Source organism: Microthrixaceae bacterium, from assembly GCA_023957975.1.
GTDB lineage: Bacteria > Actinomycetota > Acidimicrobiia > Acidimicrobiales > Microtrichaceae > JAMLGM01.
Map to the genome: position 1 here is coordinate 164,159 of JAMLGM010000008.1, position 16,960 is coordinate 181,118.

The 16,960-nt window shown below is 66.7% G+C and carries 13 protein-coding genes, 1 tRNA gene and 1 riboswitch; of the genes, 10 read left to right on the forward strand and 4 right to left on the reverse strand.

Annotated features, from left to right (window positions below; genetic code table 11):
- Nucleotides 1-60 precede the first annotated feature (60 nt).
- The 6 genes from cpaB (at nucleotide 61) to M9952_12580 (ending at nucleotide 8,288) form a co-directional block, all read left to right on the forward strand.
- Complete coding sequence (cpaB, locus tag M9952_12555; GenBank protein MCO5313753.1) at nucleotides 61-918, forward strand: Flp pilus assembly protein CpaB; 858 nt, start codon at nucleotides 61-63, stop codon at nucleotides 916-918.
- A gap of 4 nt (nucleotides 919-922) precedes the next feature.
- Nucleotides 923-2,383, forward strand: coding sequence for a P-loop NTPase (locus tag M9952_12560; GenBank protein MCO5313754.1), 1,461 nt, complete (start codon nucleotides 923-925; stop codon nucleotides 2,381-2,383).
- Nucleotides 2,384-2,600: 217 nt separating this feature from the next.
- On the forward strand, nucleotides 2,601-3,893 hold the full coding sequence (locus M9952_12565) for a CpaF family protein (GenBank protein ID MCO5313755.1): 1,293 nt from the start codon (nucleotides 2,601-2,603) through the stop codon (nucleotides 3,891-3,893).
- A 20-nt stretch (nucleotides 3,894-3,913) separates the two neighbouring features.
- Nucleotides 3,914-5,842 (forward strand): type II secretion system F family protein, encoded by a 1,929-nt coding sequence (locus M9952_12570; protein MCO5313756.1) that lies wholly within the window; start codon nucleotides 3,914-3,916, stop codon nucleotides 5,840-5,842.
- A gap of 2 nt (nucleotides 5,843-5,844) precedes the next feature.
- The gene (locus M9952_12575) at nucleotides 5,845-6,786 is read left to right on the forward strand and encodes a type II secretion system F family protein (protein ID MCO5313757.1); all 942 of its coding nucleotides are present in this window, start codon (nucleotides 5,845-5,847) and stop codon (nucleotides 6,784-6,786) included.
- Nucleotides 6,787-6,818: 32 nt separating this feature from the next.
- Entirely contained in the window at nucleotides 6,819-8,288 is a 1,470-nt protein-coding gene (locus M9952_12580; protein ID MCO5313758.1) for a hypothetical protein, read from the forward strand.
- A gap of 167 nt (nucleotides 8,289-8,455) precedes the next feature.
- On the opposite strand, the gene M9952_12585 is transcribed toward M9952_12580, so the two are convergent.
- Nucleotides 8,456-9,550: a D-alanine--D-alanine ligase gene (locus M9952_12585; protein ID MCO5313759.1), complete on the reverse strand. Its 1,095-nt coding sequence runs from the start codon at nucleotides 9,548-9,550 to the stop codon at nucleotides 8,456-8,458.
- A gap of 143 nt (nucleotides 9,551-9,693) precedes the next feature.
- Here M9952_12585 and murF point away from each other — a divergent pair, with 143 nt between their 5' ends.
- Complete coding sequence (gene murF, locus M9952_12590; protein ID MCO5313760.1) at nucleotides 9,694-11,061, forward strand: UDP-N-acetylmuramoyl-tripeptide--D-alanyl-D-alanine ligase; 1,368 nt, start codon at nucleotides 9,694-9,696, stop codon at nucleotides 11,059-11,061.
- Here the strand turns inward: murF and M9952_12595 are convergent.
- The 3 genes from M9952_12595 to M9952_12605 all read right to left on the reverse strand — a co-directional run bounded on the left by M9952_12595 (nucleotide 10,946) and on the right by M9952_12605 (nucleotide 13,717).
- Nucleotides 10,946-12,265: an MFS transporter gene (locus M9952_12595; protein MCO5313761.1), complete on the reverse strand. Its 1,320-nt coding sequence runs from the start codon at nucleotides 12,263-12,265 to the stop codon at nucleotides 10,946-10,948. The genes murF and M9952_12595 overlap by 116 nt on opposite strands.
- A 117-nt stretch (nucleotides 12,266-12,382) precedes the next feature.
- Nucleotides 12,383-12,456: transfer RNA gene (locus tag M9952_12600), tRNA-Val, on the reverse strand.
- 112 nt (nucleotides 12,457-12,568) lie between these two features.
- Nucleotides 12,569-13,717 (reverse strand): acyl-CoA dehydrogenase family protein, encoded by a 1,149-nt coding sequence (locus M9952_12605; protein ID MCO5313762.1) that lies wholly within the window; start codon nucleotides 13,715-13,717, stop codon nucleotides 12,569-12,571.
- 118 nt (nucleotides 13,718-13,835) lie between these two features.
- Between M9952_12605 and M9952_12610 the strand changes: the two genes are divergently transcribed.
- The 3 genes from M9952_12610 (at nucleotide 13,836) to M9952_12620 (ending at nucleotide 16,947) form a co-directional block, all read left to right on the forward strand.
- A complete protein-coding gene (locus M9952_12610; GenBank protein ID MCO5313763.1) occupies nucleotides 13,836-14,984 on the forward strand; it encodes an acyl-CoA dehydrogenase family protein in 1,149 nt (382 codons plus the stop codon).
- A 44-nt stretch (nucleotides 14,985-15,028) separates the two neighbouring features.
- Nucleotides 15,029-15,139, forward strand: a riboswitch (TPP riboswitch).
- On the forward strand, nucleotides 15,128-15,841 hold the full coding sequence (locus M9952_12615) for a thiamine diphosphokinase (GenBank protein ID MCO5313764.1): 714 nt from the start codon (nucleotides 15,128-15,130) through the stop codon (nucleotides 15,839-15,841). It overlaps the preceding riboswitch by 12 nt.
- Nucleotides 15,838-16,947 carry a thiamine ABC transporter substrate-binding protein gene (locus M9952_12620; GenBank protein MCO5313765.1) on the forward strand — a complete coding sequence of 370 codons (1,110 nt, stop codon included), beginning with the start codon at nucleotides 15,838-15,840 and terminating at the stop codon, nucleotides 16,945-16,947. The genes M9952_12615 and M9952_12620 overlap by 4 nt, the downstream gene beginning before the upstream one ends.
- Nucleotides 16,948-16,960: the final 13 nt, after the last annotated feature.

Below are 16,960 nucleotides of genomic sequence, written 5' to 3' on the forward strand. Positions count from 1 at the left end.
GGGACCTCATCAGGGGGTGCCGGCGGCCGCACGTAGCGCAGACAACGGATCGAGGTCGTCGTGAGTTCTCGTAGAACACTGATACTGATCGGGGCACTGGTGGCAGGATTGCTGGCCGCCTTCATGACCTCGAAATACGTCGGAGGTATCGAGGATCGGGCACAGGGCGATGTTCAGCTGACATCGGTGGTGATCGCCAGGGGCGGTATCGGCCGCGGTTCGAATGCGGATGAGGCCATCGCCGCGGGAGCGATCGACGTGGGCGAACGGCGTCAGGTCGACGTTCCGGCCGACGCCATCCTGCGCCCGGCGGAGATCAAGGGAATGCTCGCCCAGATCGATCTGCAGCCCGGCACCATCATCACCGCATCGATGTTCAGCAACGACACCGTCGCTCAGAACGGAGCGACAGCGGCGATCGCCGAGGGGATGACCTTTCAGACGATCAGCTTCGACGAGGTCCGCGGGGTCGCCCAGCTTCCCCAGCCCGGCGACTACGTGAACATCACCCTCAGCGGCCAATGCACGCCCGGCACCACCGACTTCGTCATCGGCGCAGCGAGCGAGGAGGGCGGCGCCGCTCCTGCGATGGAATCCTGCACCGCTTCGCTGTTCCAGAAGGCACGCATCGCCGCCGTCGGCCGTTCGCTGGGTTCGGCGGTTGCTGCGCCGACCGATCCCGCCGCCCCCGAGACGACCGTGCCGCCGACCTCGAACATGATCACCTTCGAACTGCCTCCGGCCGCCGCACAGGTGCTGGTTGCCGCCTCGAGTTCGGCGAACATCCAGATCTGGTTGAGCCTCGTGCGCAAGGACTACGTCCCGGAGCCGATTGAAGCCACCCGAGTCATCCCGGCTGCCGGTGTGTTGGGCGTCACGCCGTATGGCACCGCCACCGACTCCAACGAGAACGGCTGATCCCATGTCCGATCACACACCTCACGATGAGCACGGCTTCGGATACGGGACCTCGACCGACCAGTACGGCGCCGACCAGTACGGCGCCGACCAGTACGGAGCCGACCAGTACGGAGCGGAATTCTCCGACGCGACCTACGGCGGCACCTCCTACGGTGAAGCCTCCTACGGCGGCACCTCCTACGGTGAAGCCTCCTACGGTGAACCGGAGTGGGCGACCGCGACCCCACCGCCGCCCACCGGCTCGCCGGCGATCGCTTCTGGCGATGTCGCAGCGCCGACGTCACCGTCCATCCGAGTTTCGGTTGCGGTCGTTGAGTCGAACCCGCAGATGCGCGACGTCATCCTCGCTCAGCTCGGTGGAGGAGCGACCCCGTTCAGCTCGATCGAGGAACTCACGAGTCGCCTCACCGGTTCGGTCCCGGTCGTCATCGTCCTCGGTCCGTCATGTTCGGCGCCGGCCACGCTGGCGCTGACCGATCACCTGCTCGCAACCAACGCCACGCTCGGGGCGATTCTGGTCACCGACGAACTCACCACCTCCCTGTTGCAACAGGCGATGCGCATCGGAGTCAAGGATGTGCTGACCCTGCAGGGCGACATCGATCAACTGTCGGCGGCGATCCAGCGGGTCGCGGTCAACCTCGACGCCGCCCAACAGCGCGTGCAACTCGGCGGTCCGTCGGACTCGGTCGAGGAATTCGGCGAAGGGTCCGGTGAACTCGGCGAGGTCATCACGGTGTTTTCCACCAAGGGTGGCGCCGGGAAGTCGGTACTCGCCACGAACCTGGCCGTGGCCCTCGCCCAGCGTTCCGCCGGACCGGTGTGTCTCGTCGACGCGGATCTGCAGTTCGGCGATGTGGCGGTCATGCTCAAGCTCACTCCGCATCACACCATCGTCGATGCCGTGTCCTCCCTAGATCGGATGGACTCGGCCTTGCTCGACTCGTTGCTCGTCACCCACGAGGCATCGGGACTCAAGGTGTTGCCCGCTCCACTCGAGCCGGCCTTCGCCGACCAGGTGGGGGCGGCCGAGATGGTCGCCATCGTCGAGCAGCTTCGCAAGTTCTGCAGCTATGTGATCGTCGACACCCCCGCCTACTTCAACGAAGTCGTCCTCGGTCTCGTCGAGGTGTCGGACAAGGTGGTGCTCGTGGCCGGCATGGACATTCCGAACATCAAGAACGTGAAGATCGGCCTGCAGACCCTGCGCTTGCTCAACACGCCGATGGACAAGTTGATGCTGGTGCTGAACCGCTCCAACTCGAAGGTGAAACTCGATATCGGCGAGGTGGAGCGAACGCTTCAGATCAAGGCCGATGCTCTGATTCCCTCCGACGTGTTGATCCCCCAGTCGGTCAACAAGGGGGTGCCGGTCATCCTGCACGCCCCGCGGTCTCCGGTGGCCAAGTCCATTCAACAGATGGCGGAGCTGTTCGCCCCCGTCGGCGCCAAACGCCGCTGACCCCACCGTTTCGCCCACTCGCCCTTGATCAGGAGTTCCCCAGGTGTCGCTGTACCAACGTCTTCATGAGGCAAACCAAGGTGCCGGTGCTTCACCGACCCCGCCTGCGCACCCAGGCGCCCCGGCCTCGGGCGGACACGGCGGCAGCGGATCATCGGCCGGTACGTCCGGTGTTGGCGCCGGCACCGCGGTGGCGGCCCCCCGGCGTGACCCGATCATGGATGAGTTGCGCCAGCGGATCCACAGCCACCTCATCGAGGAACTGGGCCCGATCCTCTATGACAACCGGCTGTCGGGTGACGAGCTGCGCCGGCGGGTACAGGAACAGTTGCTGGCCATCCTCGGACAGGAGCGTGCCCCGCTGTCGGCGGCGGACAAGGCACAGCTCATCCAGGAGGTGTCCGACGACATTTTGGGTTACGGCCCGATCGAGAAGCTGCTCGGCGACGAAAACGTCTCCGAAGTCATGGTGAACGGCCCCGACTTCGTGTACGTGGAACGCGGCGGCAAGGTCGAACGCGATGGCACTACGTTCGTGGATGCCGATCACCTCCGCCGGGTGATCGACAAGATCGTGTCCGCGGTCGGTCGTCGCGTCGACGAGTCGACCCCGATGGTCGATGCGCGCCTTCCCGACGGATCCCGTGTGAACGCCGTCATCCCGCCCCTGGCGATCGGCGGCCCGTTTCTCACCATCCGTAAGTTCTCGAAGGATCCGCTGCAGGTCGACGACCTCATCCGCTTCGGATCGCTCAACGCGGCATCGGCTCGGTTCCTTCAGGCCTGTGTGGTCGGCAAACTCAACGTGATCGTGTCGGGTGGTACCGGTTCGGGAAAGACGACGCTGCTGAACGTGTTGAGTTCGTTCATTCCGTCCAACGAGCGCATCGTGACCATCGAGGATGCGAAGGAACTCCAGCTGCAACAGGACCACGTGCTGTGCCTCGAGTCGCGTCCGCCCAACGTCGAGGGTCGCGGCGAGGTGAGTATTCGCGACCTGGTGAAGAACTCGCTGCGTATGCGGCCCGATCGCATCGTCATCGGCGAGTGCCGTTCTGGTGAGGCCCTCGACATGTTGCAGGCGATGAACACCGGCCACGACGGCTCGCTGACCACGTTGCACTCCAACTCGCCCCGCGATGCGCTCGCCCGTCTCGAGACGCTCGTGCTGATGAGCGGGTACGACCTCCCGGTGCGGGCCATCCGTGAACAGACGGCCGGAGCGGTCGACATGGTGGTGCAGCTCAGCCGACTTCGCGACGGCTCGCGACGCGTCACCCACATCACCGAGGTCCAGGGCATGGAAGGCGATGTCATCACCCTCCAGGACGTGTTCTTGTTCGACTTCGCCGCCGGGGTCGACGAGCACGGCAAGTTCCGCGGACAGCTCAAGGCGACAGGTGTTCGCCCGAGGTTTGTCGAGAAGCTCGCCGACCAGGGCATTCGTCTCGGGCCAGAGGTGTTCTCGCCCGGCGGCGACGGTTCGCGTCCGGGGATGGGGCGCCGATGAGGACTTCAGGAGGTCGTCGCATGCGACGCAGCGTTTCTTCGGTGCTGGTGAGCCTGGTGCTCGGCGTCACTGCGGTCGCCGGGGGTGCCACCCCCTCGGGAGCAGAGGTCAACGACGAGACGCCGCCGTTGCAGATCGTCGCGGTGGACGCTCGCGGCGGACAATTGAGCGCGGATTACCTTTCTGCGGGTGAACCGGTCGACGAGGTCACCCTCGAGGTCGACGGCGCCACCTATCGCCAGCCGGCAGAGCCGCTGTCGCAGTTCGGGGTCCGCCCGAGCGTGATGGTGGTACTCGACAACTCCGCCGGAGTGTCGAATGCCACGTTGCGGGTCGCGATGGAGGACCTCGCGGCACTCGCTCCGTCGGAGGGCGGGATTGCCCAACTCGGCGTCGTGACCACCGGCAACGGCGCCGCATTGATCGGACGTCCGTCGACCAGCTTCGACGGGGCGTCGGCCAACTTCGGCGGGGTCAGGGTCGGAGGAACCAGCTCATTGTGGGATGCCACGTCGATTGCGGCGACCTCCCACGGCTCGGCGCCGAACCTGCGTCGCCACGTGGTGTTGGTTGTCGGATCGACCGACGATGCGAGCGCGGCTTCGTTCTCCCAGGTCGTTCGCACGCTGCAGGACAACGACACGGTGGTGCACGTCGTCGGCGTCTCCGGTTCCACCGCCGACGGTGCCGCATTGCGCGACCTCGTCCGTTCGACCGGCGGTACGTTCCAAACGGGTTCCGACGCCGACTTCGCCGCGATCTTCGACCGCATCGCTGCGACCATCGACGGCGAACGTCGTGTCACGATCGACTCGGTTCCCGACTCTTCCGCTGAGTTTCTGTCGATTCGCCTGACCGTTGGCGACGACACGGTCACCGGCGGCGTTCGGCCCGGGGTCTTCGCCAGCGGTGCGACGGCGGTGACCGCCACGCCGGTGCAGGATGGTGCAGGCAGCGGGTTCTTCACCTCGGATGCGGTGAAGTATCTGATCATCGTCTTCGGTGCGGTGGCGGCTGGTGCCGCCGTGTTCGCCGTAGCGATGTTGATCACCAAGCGTCGCGACAACCTCAATTACGCGCTGCGGTACTACGACGAGTCCTACGATGCGCCGCGCTTCGCCGAGGAGGAGGATGCCACGGCGCACGCCACCGCGGCGCTGTTGCAGCGGGCGGTGGCGGTGACCGAGACGATCGCCAAGGAACGGGGCCTGTTGCATCGGGTGGAGGCGAAGCTCGAAGGGGCGGATCTTCCGTTGCGCCCCGCCGAAGCCCTGACCTTCTATCTCACCGGAGCGGCGGCGGCGATCCTCGGTGCGGCCGTGCTCACCCGCAGCATGATGACCGTGCTCGTGGTGTTGATCGTGGCGATGGTGCTTCCTGGGTTCAGCGTCGACTTCATGGCCAAACGCCGTAAGAAGAAGTTCACCGCGATGCTGCCCGACATGTTGACGCTGCTCGCGGGCACGCTTCGCGCCGGATATTCGATCGGCCAGGGCATCGAGGCGGTGTCGAATGAGATTGACGATCCGATGGGCAAGGAGCTTCGCCGGGCCGTGACCGAAGCCCGCCTTGGACGACCCCTCGACGAGGCGCTCGAAGGGATCGCCCAGCGACTCGACAGCGAGGACTTCGGCTGGGCGGTGATGGCCATCCGCATCCAGCGCGAGGTCGGCGGCAACCTTGCCGAACTGTTGATGACGGTCGCCGACACCATGGTGCAACGCGAGCGACTGCGTCGCGATGTGGCTGCACTCACCGCCGAGGGCCGTATGTCGGCGATCATTCTCGGCTTACTTCCTCCCGGGCTGGCGGTCGTCATGTACGTCATGAACCCCGAATACATCTCGAAGCTGTTCAGCGGGATGGGCCTGTATCTCCTCGTCGGAGCCGTGGTGATGATGATCATCGGCTTCGTGTGGATGAAAAAGACGATCACGATCGAGGTTTGACCATGTCTGGTGCTTTGTTGGTTCCCCTCATCCTGGTCATGGTGGCGGTCGCTGGCGTCGTGTTCGCCATAGCGTCCGGTGCCCACGATCGTCAGGTGGTTCGCGAGTCGTTGCGCAGCCTCGACGGCTACGACCTCGCGGACGGCGCTCCGATGCCGAACATGCGGGCCGACGCCCTCGCCGAGTCGTTGTCGAAGCGGGCGATCGTTCCGGTGATGGCCAAGGCGGTCGGCCTCGGCCGGCGTTTCACTCCGATCGGGTACATGGCCAAGGTGCGCCAGCGCTTCACCGCTGCGGGTATCACGACCCCCGACGCCGTGGACCGGTTCATCGCTGTCAAGACGGTGATGACACCGGTGGGCATTGCGCTCGGGCTTGGCAATCTGGTGTTCGGCTGGGTCCTGTCCGGGATGATGGGGTTGGTCGCCTCGTTGGTGATCGGCGGCGGGTTGGCCTACGGCCCCGACCTGTGGCTCAACCGCAAGGTCGAGGACCGTCAGTCCGCGGTGATGAAGACCCTGCCGGACGTGTTGAACCTGCTCACGATTTCGGTCGAGGCCGGCCTCGGCTTTGAACAAGCGCTCGATCGGGTGATCGCGTCGGTGCCGGGGCCGCTGTCGGATGAGTTCGCCCGGATGCTCGGCGAGTCCCGGTCGGGTGCGTCGCGGGCCGATGCCATGCGTGCGATGGATGAACGCGTGCAGGTTCCGGAGCTTCGTTCGTTCGTGTTGGCGATCGTGCAGGCGGATGCCTTCGGCGTGTCGATCGGCCGCGTGCTTCGCGCCCAGTCGGAGGAGATGCGCATCAAGCGCCGTCAGCTCGCTCAGGAAAAGGCGCAGAAGGCCCCGGTGAAGATGCTCATCCCGATGGTGTTTTGCATCTTCCCTGCGCTGTTCTGCGTGGTCCTCGGCCCGGCCGCGCTGAACATCAAAGAGAACTTCTAGTGCCCTCGCGGCTCGCCACCCGTTCTCCGATAATGAGTGGTCGTGATCACGACCACTCATTATCGGAGAACGAGGATTGTGGCGGGCGGCCGGGCGGATTCTCATTGCTCGATCACGGCTGGTGGCCGGTCGTGGTCGGCCTATGCGGGGCGTTGATCGGCACCGGAGCGCTGAGCGACAACAGCTTTCTCACCCAACTGGCGACCGGGCGTTTGATCCTCGACGGAGCCGTGCCGACCCATGATCTCTACACGTGGGCGTCGGAGGGAACACCGCTGGTGGTTCCGGCCTGGGGAGCCTCCGGGTTGTACGCGTTGGCCGATCGGGTCGGCTCGGGCCTCGGAGTTCGGCTGATTATCGCCGCATGCACGGCCGCGCTGATCCTGGCGTTGTGGCGCCTGAGCGCGCCGGCAAAGGCGAACGTCGCCCGCCTCGGCCTCGTCTCGGTCGCGGCGCTCTTGGGGGTGAGCTGGTGGAACGAGCGGCCACAGACGTTCGGGTACCTGGCACTCGCTGCCGCACTGTTGGTCGTGGTGGAGCGGCGCAGCGCATGGTGGCTGGCCGGGATCTTCGCCGTATGGGTGCCGCTGCACGGTTCGTGGGCGATGGGGGTGCCATTCGTCGGGGCGCTGATCTTCGTGCGAGTGGTGGAATCGCGCGCGTTCGGCCGACGCGAGATCGGTGAGGTGGCAGCGATGGTTGCCGGCTCGTGCCTCGGAGCCCTGGCGACCCCGTACGGATGGTCGTTGTTGACCTTCCCGCTTGAGCAGCTCGGCCGCGAGTCGCTCATCTTGATCGTCGAGTGGCGCCCGTTGCGGTTGGATTCGTGGATGTCGATGGTGTTCCTGGCCCAGGGCATTGCCGGGAGTGCGGCGTTGTTGTGGCGTCGGATGTGGGTGCGTTCAGCCGTGGCGCTGGGGATGTTGGCGTTGTCGATCGATGCGGTTCGCTACGCGCCGTTGTGCGCGATCGCCATGGTGCCCCTCGTCGCACCGGCCTTCGCTGGTCTTGGAACCGAGGAGGGAATCTCGTCGCCGCGGCGATCACACGTGGCGATCGTGTCCGGAGCGCTCGCCGTCGCGGTCGTGGCCTTGATGATGTGGACACCCAGCTATGACCTGTCGCACTATCCGACCTCGGCGGTCGACGAGCTCGAAGCCCGGACATGGGTCGGTGCCGAGCGCGCTGAACTGCCCCACATCCTGACGCCGGACTGGGTGGGCAATTACCTCGAGTGGCGTTACGGCACCGAGGCGAAGCCGTGGGTGGACGACCGCGCCGAGGTGCACGACACCGTGGAGTTGGCGCGTCTGGTGGCGCTGCTCGGCGAGGACCCGTCGCGATACGAGCGGGTGATCGACGCGATCGACGACGACATCGTGTTGTGGCAGAGCGACACGCCGTTTGTCCGCTGGCTCGCCGAACACGAGGACTACCGGATCGTCGACGAGGTGGGGGAGTGGACGATCGCCTGTCGAGTCGCCTCCGGGTTCTGCCCCTGACCCGACCCTGCCCTGCCCCCGCCGACCCTGCCATGCCCCCGCCCTGACCCCGCCCCTGGCCCGTTCTCCGATAACCAGTGGTCGTGATCACGACCACTGGTTATCGGAGAACAGGCTGGCGCGGGCAGGAACAGCTGGCGCGGGCAGGAACAGGCTGGCGCGGGAGATCAGTTGGAGCGGCGGCGTCGCTCGCGGCGGTCGAGTGCGAGCCGGATGAGTTCATCGATCAACTCGCGGTATCCAAGTCCAGAGGCCTCCCAGAGCGTCGGGTACATCGAGATCGACGTGAATCCGGGCAACGTGTTGATCTCGTTGACGAGAAAGCCTCGACCGTCGGCGTCGAAAAACATATCGACCCGAGACAACCCCTCGGCCCGCAGGGCCCGATAGGTGCGCAGTGCCAGGTCCTGCATCTCGGCGACCTGTGCGTCGTCGAGCGCCGCGGGCACCAGGGTTTTCGACACACCGTCGCGGTACTTGTCATCGAAGTCGTAGAACTCGGCGCCGGCGACGATCTCGCCGGGAACCGATACCCGAGGCGACTCGTTGCCCAGCACCGCGATTTCGACCTCGCGGCCGGTGATCATCTCCTCGAAGACCAGCAGTTCGTCGAACCGCAGTGCCTCGCGAACCGACGTGTCGAGTTCGGCGCGGTCGTTCGCTCTGGTGACCCCGACCGAACTGCCCATATTCGCCGGCTTCACGAAGATCGGAAAGCCCAGGTGCTCGGCGATGGCGTCGAGGCGTGCGTCGTCGAGTTCCCATTCGAAGCCGGAGTCCCAACGGCCTTGGGGGATCGCGGCGGCGTCGAGCACCGTCTTGGCCATCGCCTTGTCCATCGATACCGCGGAGCTCAACACGCCCGGGCCGACATAGGCGACATCGAGGAGTTCGAGCAGGCCCTGAAGGGAACCGTCCTCGCAGTTCGGCCCGTGCACGACCGGTACCACGACGACCGGATCGGACGCCGCGTCGATGATTGCGCTCAGGGCTGCCGAAGGCGACACGACTTCGCCCTCGACGGCGAGGCCGCCGAGGCCCTCGTCGGTGTGGCGAGGCCCATCGGAGCCGACGAGGTGCCAGCGGCCGTCGCGATCGATCCCGAACAGGGTGATGTCGTACCGGTCCTTGTCTGCGGCGGCGAACACGTTGGCGGCCGACACCCTCGAGACGTCGTGCTCGGCCGATGCTCCGCCGTAGAGCAGCACGATCCGGACGTGATCGGGAAGCGAAACCGGCGTGCGGGAACTGGGGGCGGCCATGCCCGGAGCTTACGCGGGCACTGACCGTGGCCCCGGGAGGCCTGCCCCGGGAGGCCTGCCCCGGGAACCCGGCTGCATTCACCCGGAACCCAGCGGCAACCCAGCGGCAGCGGGCGGAAGCCGGCGGCTGGCAGGATGGAGTGGTGAGCGATCCGTTGCACCCCATCGTCATCGACCGTCTCGTCGACCTCGCCGATGCCGCCGGCGGCCGTGTCGAGTTTTCGTCGGGGCGCCGTTCGACCGCCGAGTCGGTGGCGATCTCGCGCGTCATGTTCGATTCGCGCAGCGTCGAGGCCGGCGACCTGTTCGTCGCCTTGGTCGCCGACCGCGACGGTCACGAGTTCGCGAGCGACGCCATCGAGCGGGGAGCGAGCGCGGCACTCGTGTCTCGCGAGGTCGACCTCGACGCGCCGAGGATCCTCGTCGAGGACACGATCGACGCGCTCAGCCGTCTCGGTGCTGCTGCCCGCCTGCGTCTGAGCGGTCCGGTGATCGGGGTGACCGGTTCGGTCGGCAAGACCTCCACCAAGGATCTGCTCGAGGCGATCTGTCGACGCGCCGGGGTGACCTCGGCGTCGGCCAAGTCGCTGAACAACGAACTCGGGGTGCCCCTCACGCTGGTCAATGCCCGCCGCGACACCGAACGCACCATCATCGAGATGGGTGCCCGGGGCGCGGGCCACATCGCCCATCTGTGCTCGATCGCCGCCCCGACCCATGCGGTCGTCACCGCCGTGGGGATGGCCCACACCGAGTTGTTCGGGTCGCTCGAAGCGGTGGCCGAGGCCAAATCGGAGCTGGTGCGGGCGCTGCCGACAAACGGGGTGGCGGTGCTGAACGCTTCGGATCCCCACGTTGTGGCGATGGCCGCGCTCACCGACGCGTCGGTGCTCACCTTCGGGGCCGGGGGCGACGTCGTTGCCGAGAACGTGACGCTGGGCGACGATCTTCGAGCCTCGTTCACGTTGCACAGCGACTGGGGCAGCGCTGCGGTGACGTTGGGGGTGAGCGGGGCCCACAACGTGTCGAACGCGCTCGGCGCGGCCGGCGCAGCCCTGGTGACGGGGGTGCCGCTGGCCGAGGTGGCGGCCGGCCTCGGAGATGCCGTGCTCAGCCCCTCGCGCATGGCGCTGCACACCCTGCCCGAGGGCGGCCGCCTCCTCGACGACGCCTACAACGCGAACCCGACCTCGATGCGTGCCGCGCTCGATGCTCTCGCCGCGCTCGACGCCTCGCGGCGGGTTGCGGTGCTCGGCTACATGGGGGAACTCGGCGAGGACGCCGACGAGCAGCATCGGCTGGTCGCGGTGAAGGCACGTGAACTCGGCATCGAGGTCGTCGCCATCGGGACCGACCTCTACGGGACCGAACCGTTCGGCGATGTCGCCGAGGCGATCAGAACGCTGCCGCGTCCGTCTCGGGGGGAAGCGGTGCTGGTGAAGGCGAGTCGAAGCGCCGGCCTTGAGCGCTTGGTGGACGCCTGGTTGCGTCAAGATCCGCAAAAGGGATGAGGGCCGCGGCCACAACGGCGCCGGCGACGAACACCGGCCCGAACCCGACACGGTCGATGGCGAGGCCCGCGAGCAGGCTTCCGACCGGAACGAGCCCGGCCCAGCCCATCATCCACAGGCCCATCACCCGGCCCCGGTTCTCCTCTTCGACCTCGTGTTGGATCGCGGTCGACAGCGCCGTGATGACGATGAAGTAGAAGAACCCGCTGAGCCCGACCGACACGAAGGCCACACCCGTCGAGAAGGCCAGCCCGAACACCGCCAGCGACACGCCGAAGCCGCCGAGGCCGACGCGCACGAGGATCGTGCGATCGACCTGCGCCAGCCGGGTTCCGACCGCGATGGCCCCCAGCGCGGCGCCGAGGCCGAAGGTTCCGAACAACAGCCGGTAGGCCTGGCCTGCCAGGCCGAGCTCCTCACGACTGAAGCCGGCCATCTGGTAGATGTACGCGAGCGAGAACAGCGAATAGATCGACACGGTTGCGAGCCCGCGGCCGACCACCTTGTTGGCCTTCGCGGCGCGAACCCCGGCGATGAATTGGCGAATCGGGGCCTCGCGGTTCGGGTCGTGCGGGGGCTTGGAGTCGAATTTCACCAGCGCGATCGCGGCGATGACGAACACATAGGTCGACGCGTTGACGAAGAACACGGTGCTCGGAGTTTCCAGGAACGGGATGAGCGCCAGGATCGGGCCGAGGACCCGCGATGCGTTCATCTGTGCCGAGTTCACCGCGACCGCGCCGGCGAGGTTCTCGCGCCCGACGAGTGCGGGGGTGGTGGCCTGGGCGGCCGGGCCGTTGATGGCCGAGGCGATTCCGATTCCGAGCACACACATCACGATGAGCAACAGCGACGGGTCATCCGACATCGCCGCAAACGCCAGCGCCGCACTCATCGACGCCTGCACGGTTGCCGCGCCGATCATCAGCACCTTGCGGTCGAAGCGGTCGGCGAGGACACCCCCGATCGGGGACAACACCAGCATCGGGCCGAGTTGGGCCATGGTGACGATGCCGACGAAGGTCGCGTCGTGGGTGAGCTGATCGGCGAAGGCCAACAGCGCGACGTTTTGCATCCAGGTGCCGATGTTCGACGCGAAGGTACCAAGAAACACCCAGCGAAACGCCCGGGACGCGAACGCCGCACGAGGCGAACCGGGTCGCGGTGCGGTTCGCCTGGAGGTTGTCGCGGTCGGGGAACTCACGCGTCGAGTCTCCCCGGCGCTGTGGTCCGGGGGCGAATCTGAGCTCATGCGCTGCGCTCGCCGAGGCGGCCGAGGTGGCCGACAACCCTCCCGCCGAGGTTGCCGTGGTGTTCGTAGTGGGCGATGGCAGACTCGAACTGCCGACCTCACGCGTGTGAAGCGTGCGCTCTAACCAACTGAGCTAAACGCCCGATGGCGGCCGCAATGTTAGCAGAGCGGCGCGCCGCTCGATCCAATCACGACCACGACTGAAGGTCGGCGAGGTGGCGAGAGCCATGGGGGGAGCCGTGGCGGGCGAGGTTCTCAGACCCCGAGGGAGCGGCCGATGACCTCTTTCATGATCTCGGTGGTGCCGCCGTAGATGGTGGTGATGCGGGCGTCGAGGTAGGCGTGTGCGATCGGATATTCGAGCATGTAGCCGTAGCCGCCGTGCAGTTGCAGGCACGCATCCATCACCCGCTTCTGCAGTTCGGTGCACCACCACTTGGCCATCGATGCGGTCTCGGCGGTGAGGGTTCCGGCGTTGTTCTCCATCACGCAACGGTCGACGAAGGTTTGGCCGATCTCGAGTTCGGTCGCCATCTCGGCCAGCTTGAAGCGGCTGTTTTGGAACGAGCCGATCGGCTGGCCGAACGCGGTGCGCTCCTTGGTGTAATGCAGCGTCTGGTCGAACGCGGCCCGACCGTGGGCGATCCCCGCGGCGGCGATCCCCAGGCGTTCCTGCGGCAGGTTGGCGACCAACTGCAGGAACCCGGTTCCCTCCTCGCCGAGCAGGTTCTCTGCGGGGACACGGACGTCGTTGAAGAACAACTCGGCGGTGTCCTGGGCGTGCAGGCCGATCTTGTCGAGGTTGCGGCCGCGTTCGAATCCTTCCATGTCGCGTTCGACCACCAGCAGGCTCATTCCCTTGTGGCGTTGGGTGGGGTCGGTCTTGGCGGCGACGATGACGAGGTCGGAGTTGATGCCGTTGGTGATGAACGTCTTGGAGCCGTTGAGGAGGTAGGTGTCGCCGTCGCGGATCGCGGTGGTCTGCATGCCGGCCAGGTCGGACCCCATGGCGGGCTCGGTCATCGCGATCGCGGTGATCAGGGTTCCGTTCGCCATGCCCGGCAGCCACCGCTGCTTTTGTTCGTCGTTGCAGTAGCGCAGGAAGTACGGGAGCGCGACGTCGCTATGCAACGTGAAGCCGGCGCCGGTGGCCATCGCCCCGGCCCGGGCCAGTTCCTCGACGACCACCAGGTTGTAGCGGAAATCCTTGACCCCGGGGCCGCCGTACTCCTCGGGGGTGTCGAACGCGAGGAATCCCGCGGCTCCGGCCTCCTCCCACACGTCGCGGCTGACGATGCCCGCCGCCTCCCATTCCTCGCGGCGCGGCACGAGGGACCGCTCGACGAAGGAACGGTAGGCCTCGCGGAACATTTCGTGGTCATCGGTGAAGATCGGTCGTGTCATCGCGACAGCCTGCCATGAGACCGGGTCTGGGCCATACGATGGTGCACGTTCATTCGAGCGCTGGGGCCGACGCTCCCTGCGCCACCACGCGTCGTCAAGACACCCGACAGGAGCACCGATGCCCCAAGCCAGCGAGGACCACGAACTGTTCCGATCGACCGTGCGGGAATTCGTCGAACGCGAGATCAACCCGTTCGCCGAGGAGTGGGAGGAGACCGGGGTCTTCCCGGCCCGTGAGTTGTTCTCGAAGATGGGCTCGCTCGGGTTCCTCGGGTTGACCTACGACCCGGTCTACGGCGGCGGTGGTGCCGACTACGGCTATGTGTGCATCCTCAACGAGGAACTTGGGCGCATGTTGCCCCTCGGCGTGGCGATGGCGATCGGCGTGCAGACCGACATGGCCACGCCGTCGCTGCATCGTTTCGGCAGCCACGAACTCAAAGAGCAGTACCTGCGCCCGGCCATCACCGGCGAGGCGGTGGCGGCGGTGGCGATCACCGAACCCGACGCCGGCTCCGATGTCGCAGGCATTCGCACCAAGGCCCATCTCGAGGGCGGCGAATGGGTGTTGAACGGTGCCAAGACGTTCATCACCAACGGCACCCAGGCGGATTGGGTGTGCGTCGTGGCCCGCACCTCCGACGAGGGGGGATCGCGGGGCGTTTCACAGATCCTCGTGCCCACCGACGCCCCCGGGTTCATCGTGAGTCGCAAGCTCGACAAGTTGGGGATGCGCAGTTCCGACACCGCCGAGTTGGTCTTCGAGAACTGTCGGGTGCCCGCCGCCAACCTGATCGGATCCGAGGGCAACGGGTTCAAACAACAGATGCAACAGTTCCAAGACGAGCGCATGGTGGCCTCGCATCAGATGGCGGGCGCATGTCACTACGCGCTCGAACGCACCGGCGCCTACCTCCGCGAGCGCATGGCGTTCGGCAAGCCCCTCATGGCGAATCAGCACCTGGCCTACGAGCTGGCCGAGTTGTCGGCCGAGGTCGACATGTTGCGGGTCTACAACTGGGAGGCCGCGATGGCCCAGAGCCGCGGCGAGGACATCACCCGCTACGCCACGATCGCCAAGCTGAAGTCGGGCCGCCTCGCCCGGCGGGTTGCCGACGTGTGCCTGCAGTACCACGGTGGCCTCGGCTACATGGAGGAGAACTGGACGGCCCGGTTCTTCCGCGACACCCGGCTGTGGTCGATCGGCGGAGGCGCGGACGAGATCATGTTGCGTACCCTCGCCCGGGTCGACGGCTTCTGGGCGTGAGTTCGACGGGAGCCTGCGGCGCCGTGTGCTAGAACGGCATCCGACAACCGAACACGGGGAGCTTGGGCATCCAGGCTGAGAGGGCAACATGTGCGTCGCCGACCCGGGAACCTGATCTGGGTAATGCCAGCGGAGGAATCGTCATGACCATCGGGGTCGTCCTGGCAGGCGGCGCGTCAACCCATCAGCACGTGCCGGGTTGGCTCCACGATCCGTCCGTGGCATGCCTGGTCGTCGCCGCCGACAGCGGCCTCGACCTGGCGCAGCGGCTTGGGGTGGACGTGGACCTCCTCGTCGGCGACCTCGATTCGGTGAGCGCCTCGGCGCTGGGGCGGGCTCGACGCGACGGTGTCGAGATTCTCGAGTACCCCTCCGACAAGGACGCCACCGACCTCGAACTCGCGCTCGGCATCGCGATCGAGGAACTGGGCCGTGACCACGGGTCGGGCCGTGACCACGGGTCGGTCGGCGAGTCGAATCGCATCGTCGTCCTGGGTGGGGCGGGTGGTCGGCTCGACCATCTGCTCGGCAATGTGGCGTTGCTCGCGTCGATGTCCACGCTGCATGGGGTGGCGATCGAGGCGTACCTCGGCGGCGCGTATGTCGCCGTGGTCGACTCGGCGCTACAGCCGAGGTGGTCGGCCACGGTGCGCTCGGGCGCCATGCTCAGCGTGATGGCGTGGTCGCCCGAGGCGGTCGTGTCCGAATCGGGCGTGCGTTGGACGTTGCGCTCGCATCGGCTCCGCGCCGGGTCGACCCTGGGCATCAGCAACGAAGCGCTCGGTGGGGAAGTTGTCGTGTCCGTCGACGAAGGAGTGACCCTCGTCGTGATTCCAGATGCAGAGGTGCTCTCATGAGTCGAATCCAACGTCGTACAAGGTCCGGGTGGTCTCGCCGGTTCGTCCCGGTCGTGGGGGCGATGGCGATGCTCGCCACGATCGCGTCCGGTTGCGGCGACCCCGACGATTCAGCCGACCGGCCCAACGACGAGGGTGCACAGCGGCCCACCATCACCATCGTCACCTACGACAGCTACGTGTTGGATCCCGAGGTCGAGGCGGCGGTTGAGGAGGCGCTCGATGTCGACCTCGTCATCAGCGCGAGCGGTGACGGCGCCGAGGCGCTCGCGGCGGCGATCCTGACCGCGGGCCGCCCTGCGGGCGACATCTTCTTCGGGGTCGACAACGTGGTGATGAGCCGGGCGTTGTCGGAACCCGTGTTCGTCGAATTCGACCGCGAACTGGTGCCGAACCTCGACTCGGTCCCCGAGGAGCTCCACCTCGACTCCACCGGTCGCCTCGTGCCGATCAACGTCGGTCCGGTGTGTGTCGACTACGACACCGGCTGGTTTGCCGAACGCGGCATCGCACCGCCGACCTCGTTCGAGGAGCTCGCGGATCCGCAGTACGCGTCGCTGCTGGTGCTCGAAGACCCGGTGACCTCCACGCCGGGCCTGGCGTTCCTGATGGCGACCGGTGTTCACTTCGGCAATGGGGCCGAGCAGTACTGGCGCTCGCTCCTCGACGGTGGGGCGCTGGTGGTCGGAGGGTGGAGCGAGGCGTGGTACGAGCAGTACAGCGTGAGTGGCGGCGAACGTCCGCTGGTGCTCAGCTACGCGTCGAGCCCGCCGGCGGAGGTGTTCTATTCCGATGGCGAGGTCGCCGAACCGGCCTCGGGGGTTGTCGAGGCGACCTGTGTGGACCAGGTCGAATTCGCCGGGGTGCTGGCGGGATCGGCGCACGAGGAGTTGGCGACGAGGGTGCTCAACGAGATGTTGTCGCTGGAGTGGCAACAGAGCCTGCCGCTCGCGAACTTCGTGTACCCGGCGCGGCCCGATGCCGAATTGCCCGAGTTGTTCGTTCAGTTCGCTCCCCGCCCGTCGTCGAGCGTGATGATCGACCCGGCCGTGGTCGACGAGCACCGCGACGACTGGATCGACACCTGGCGGTCGATCGCCGGATGACGGTGGTCGTGTG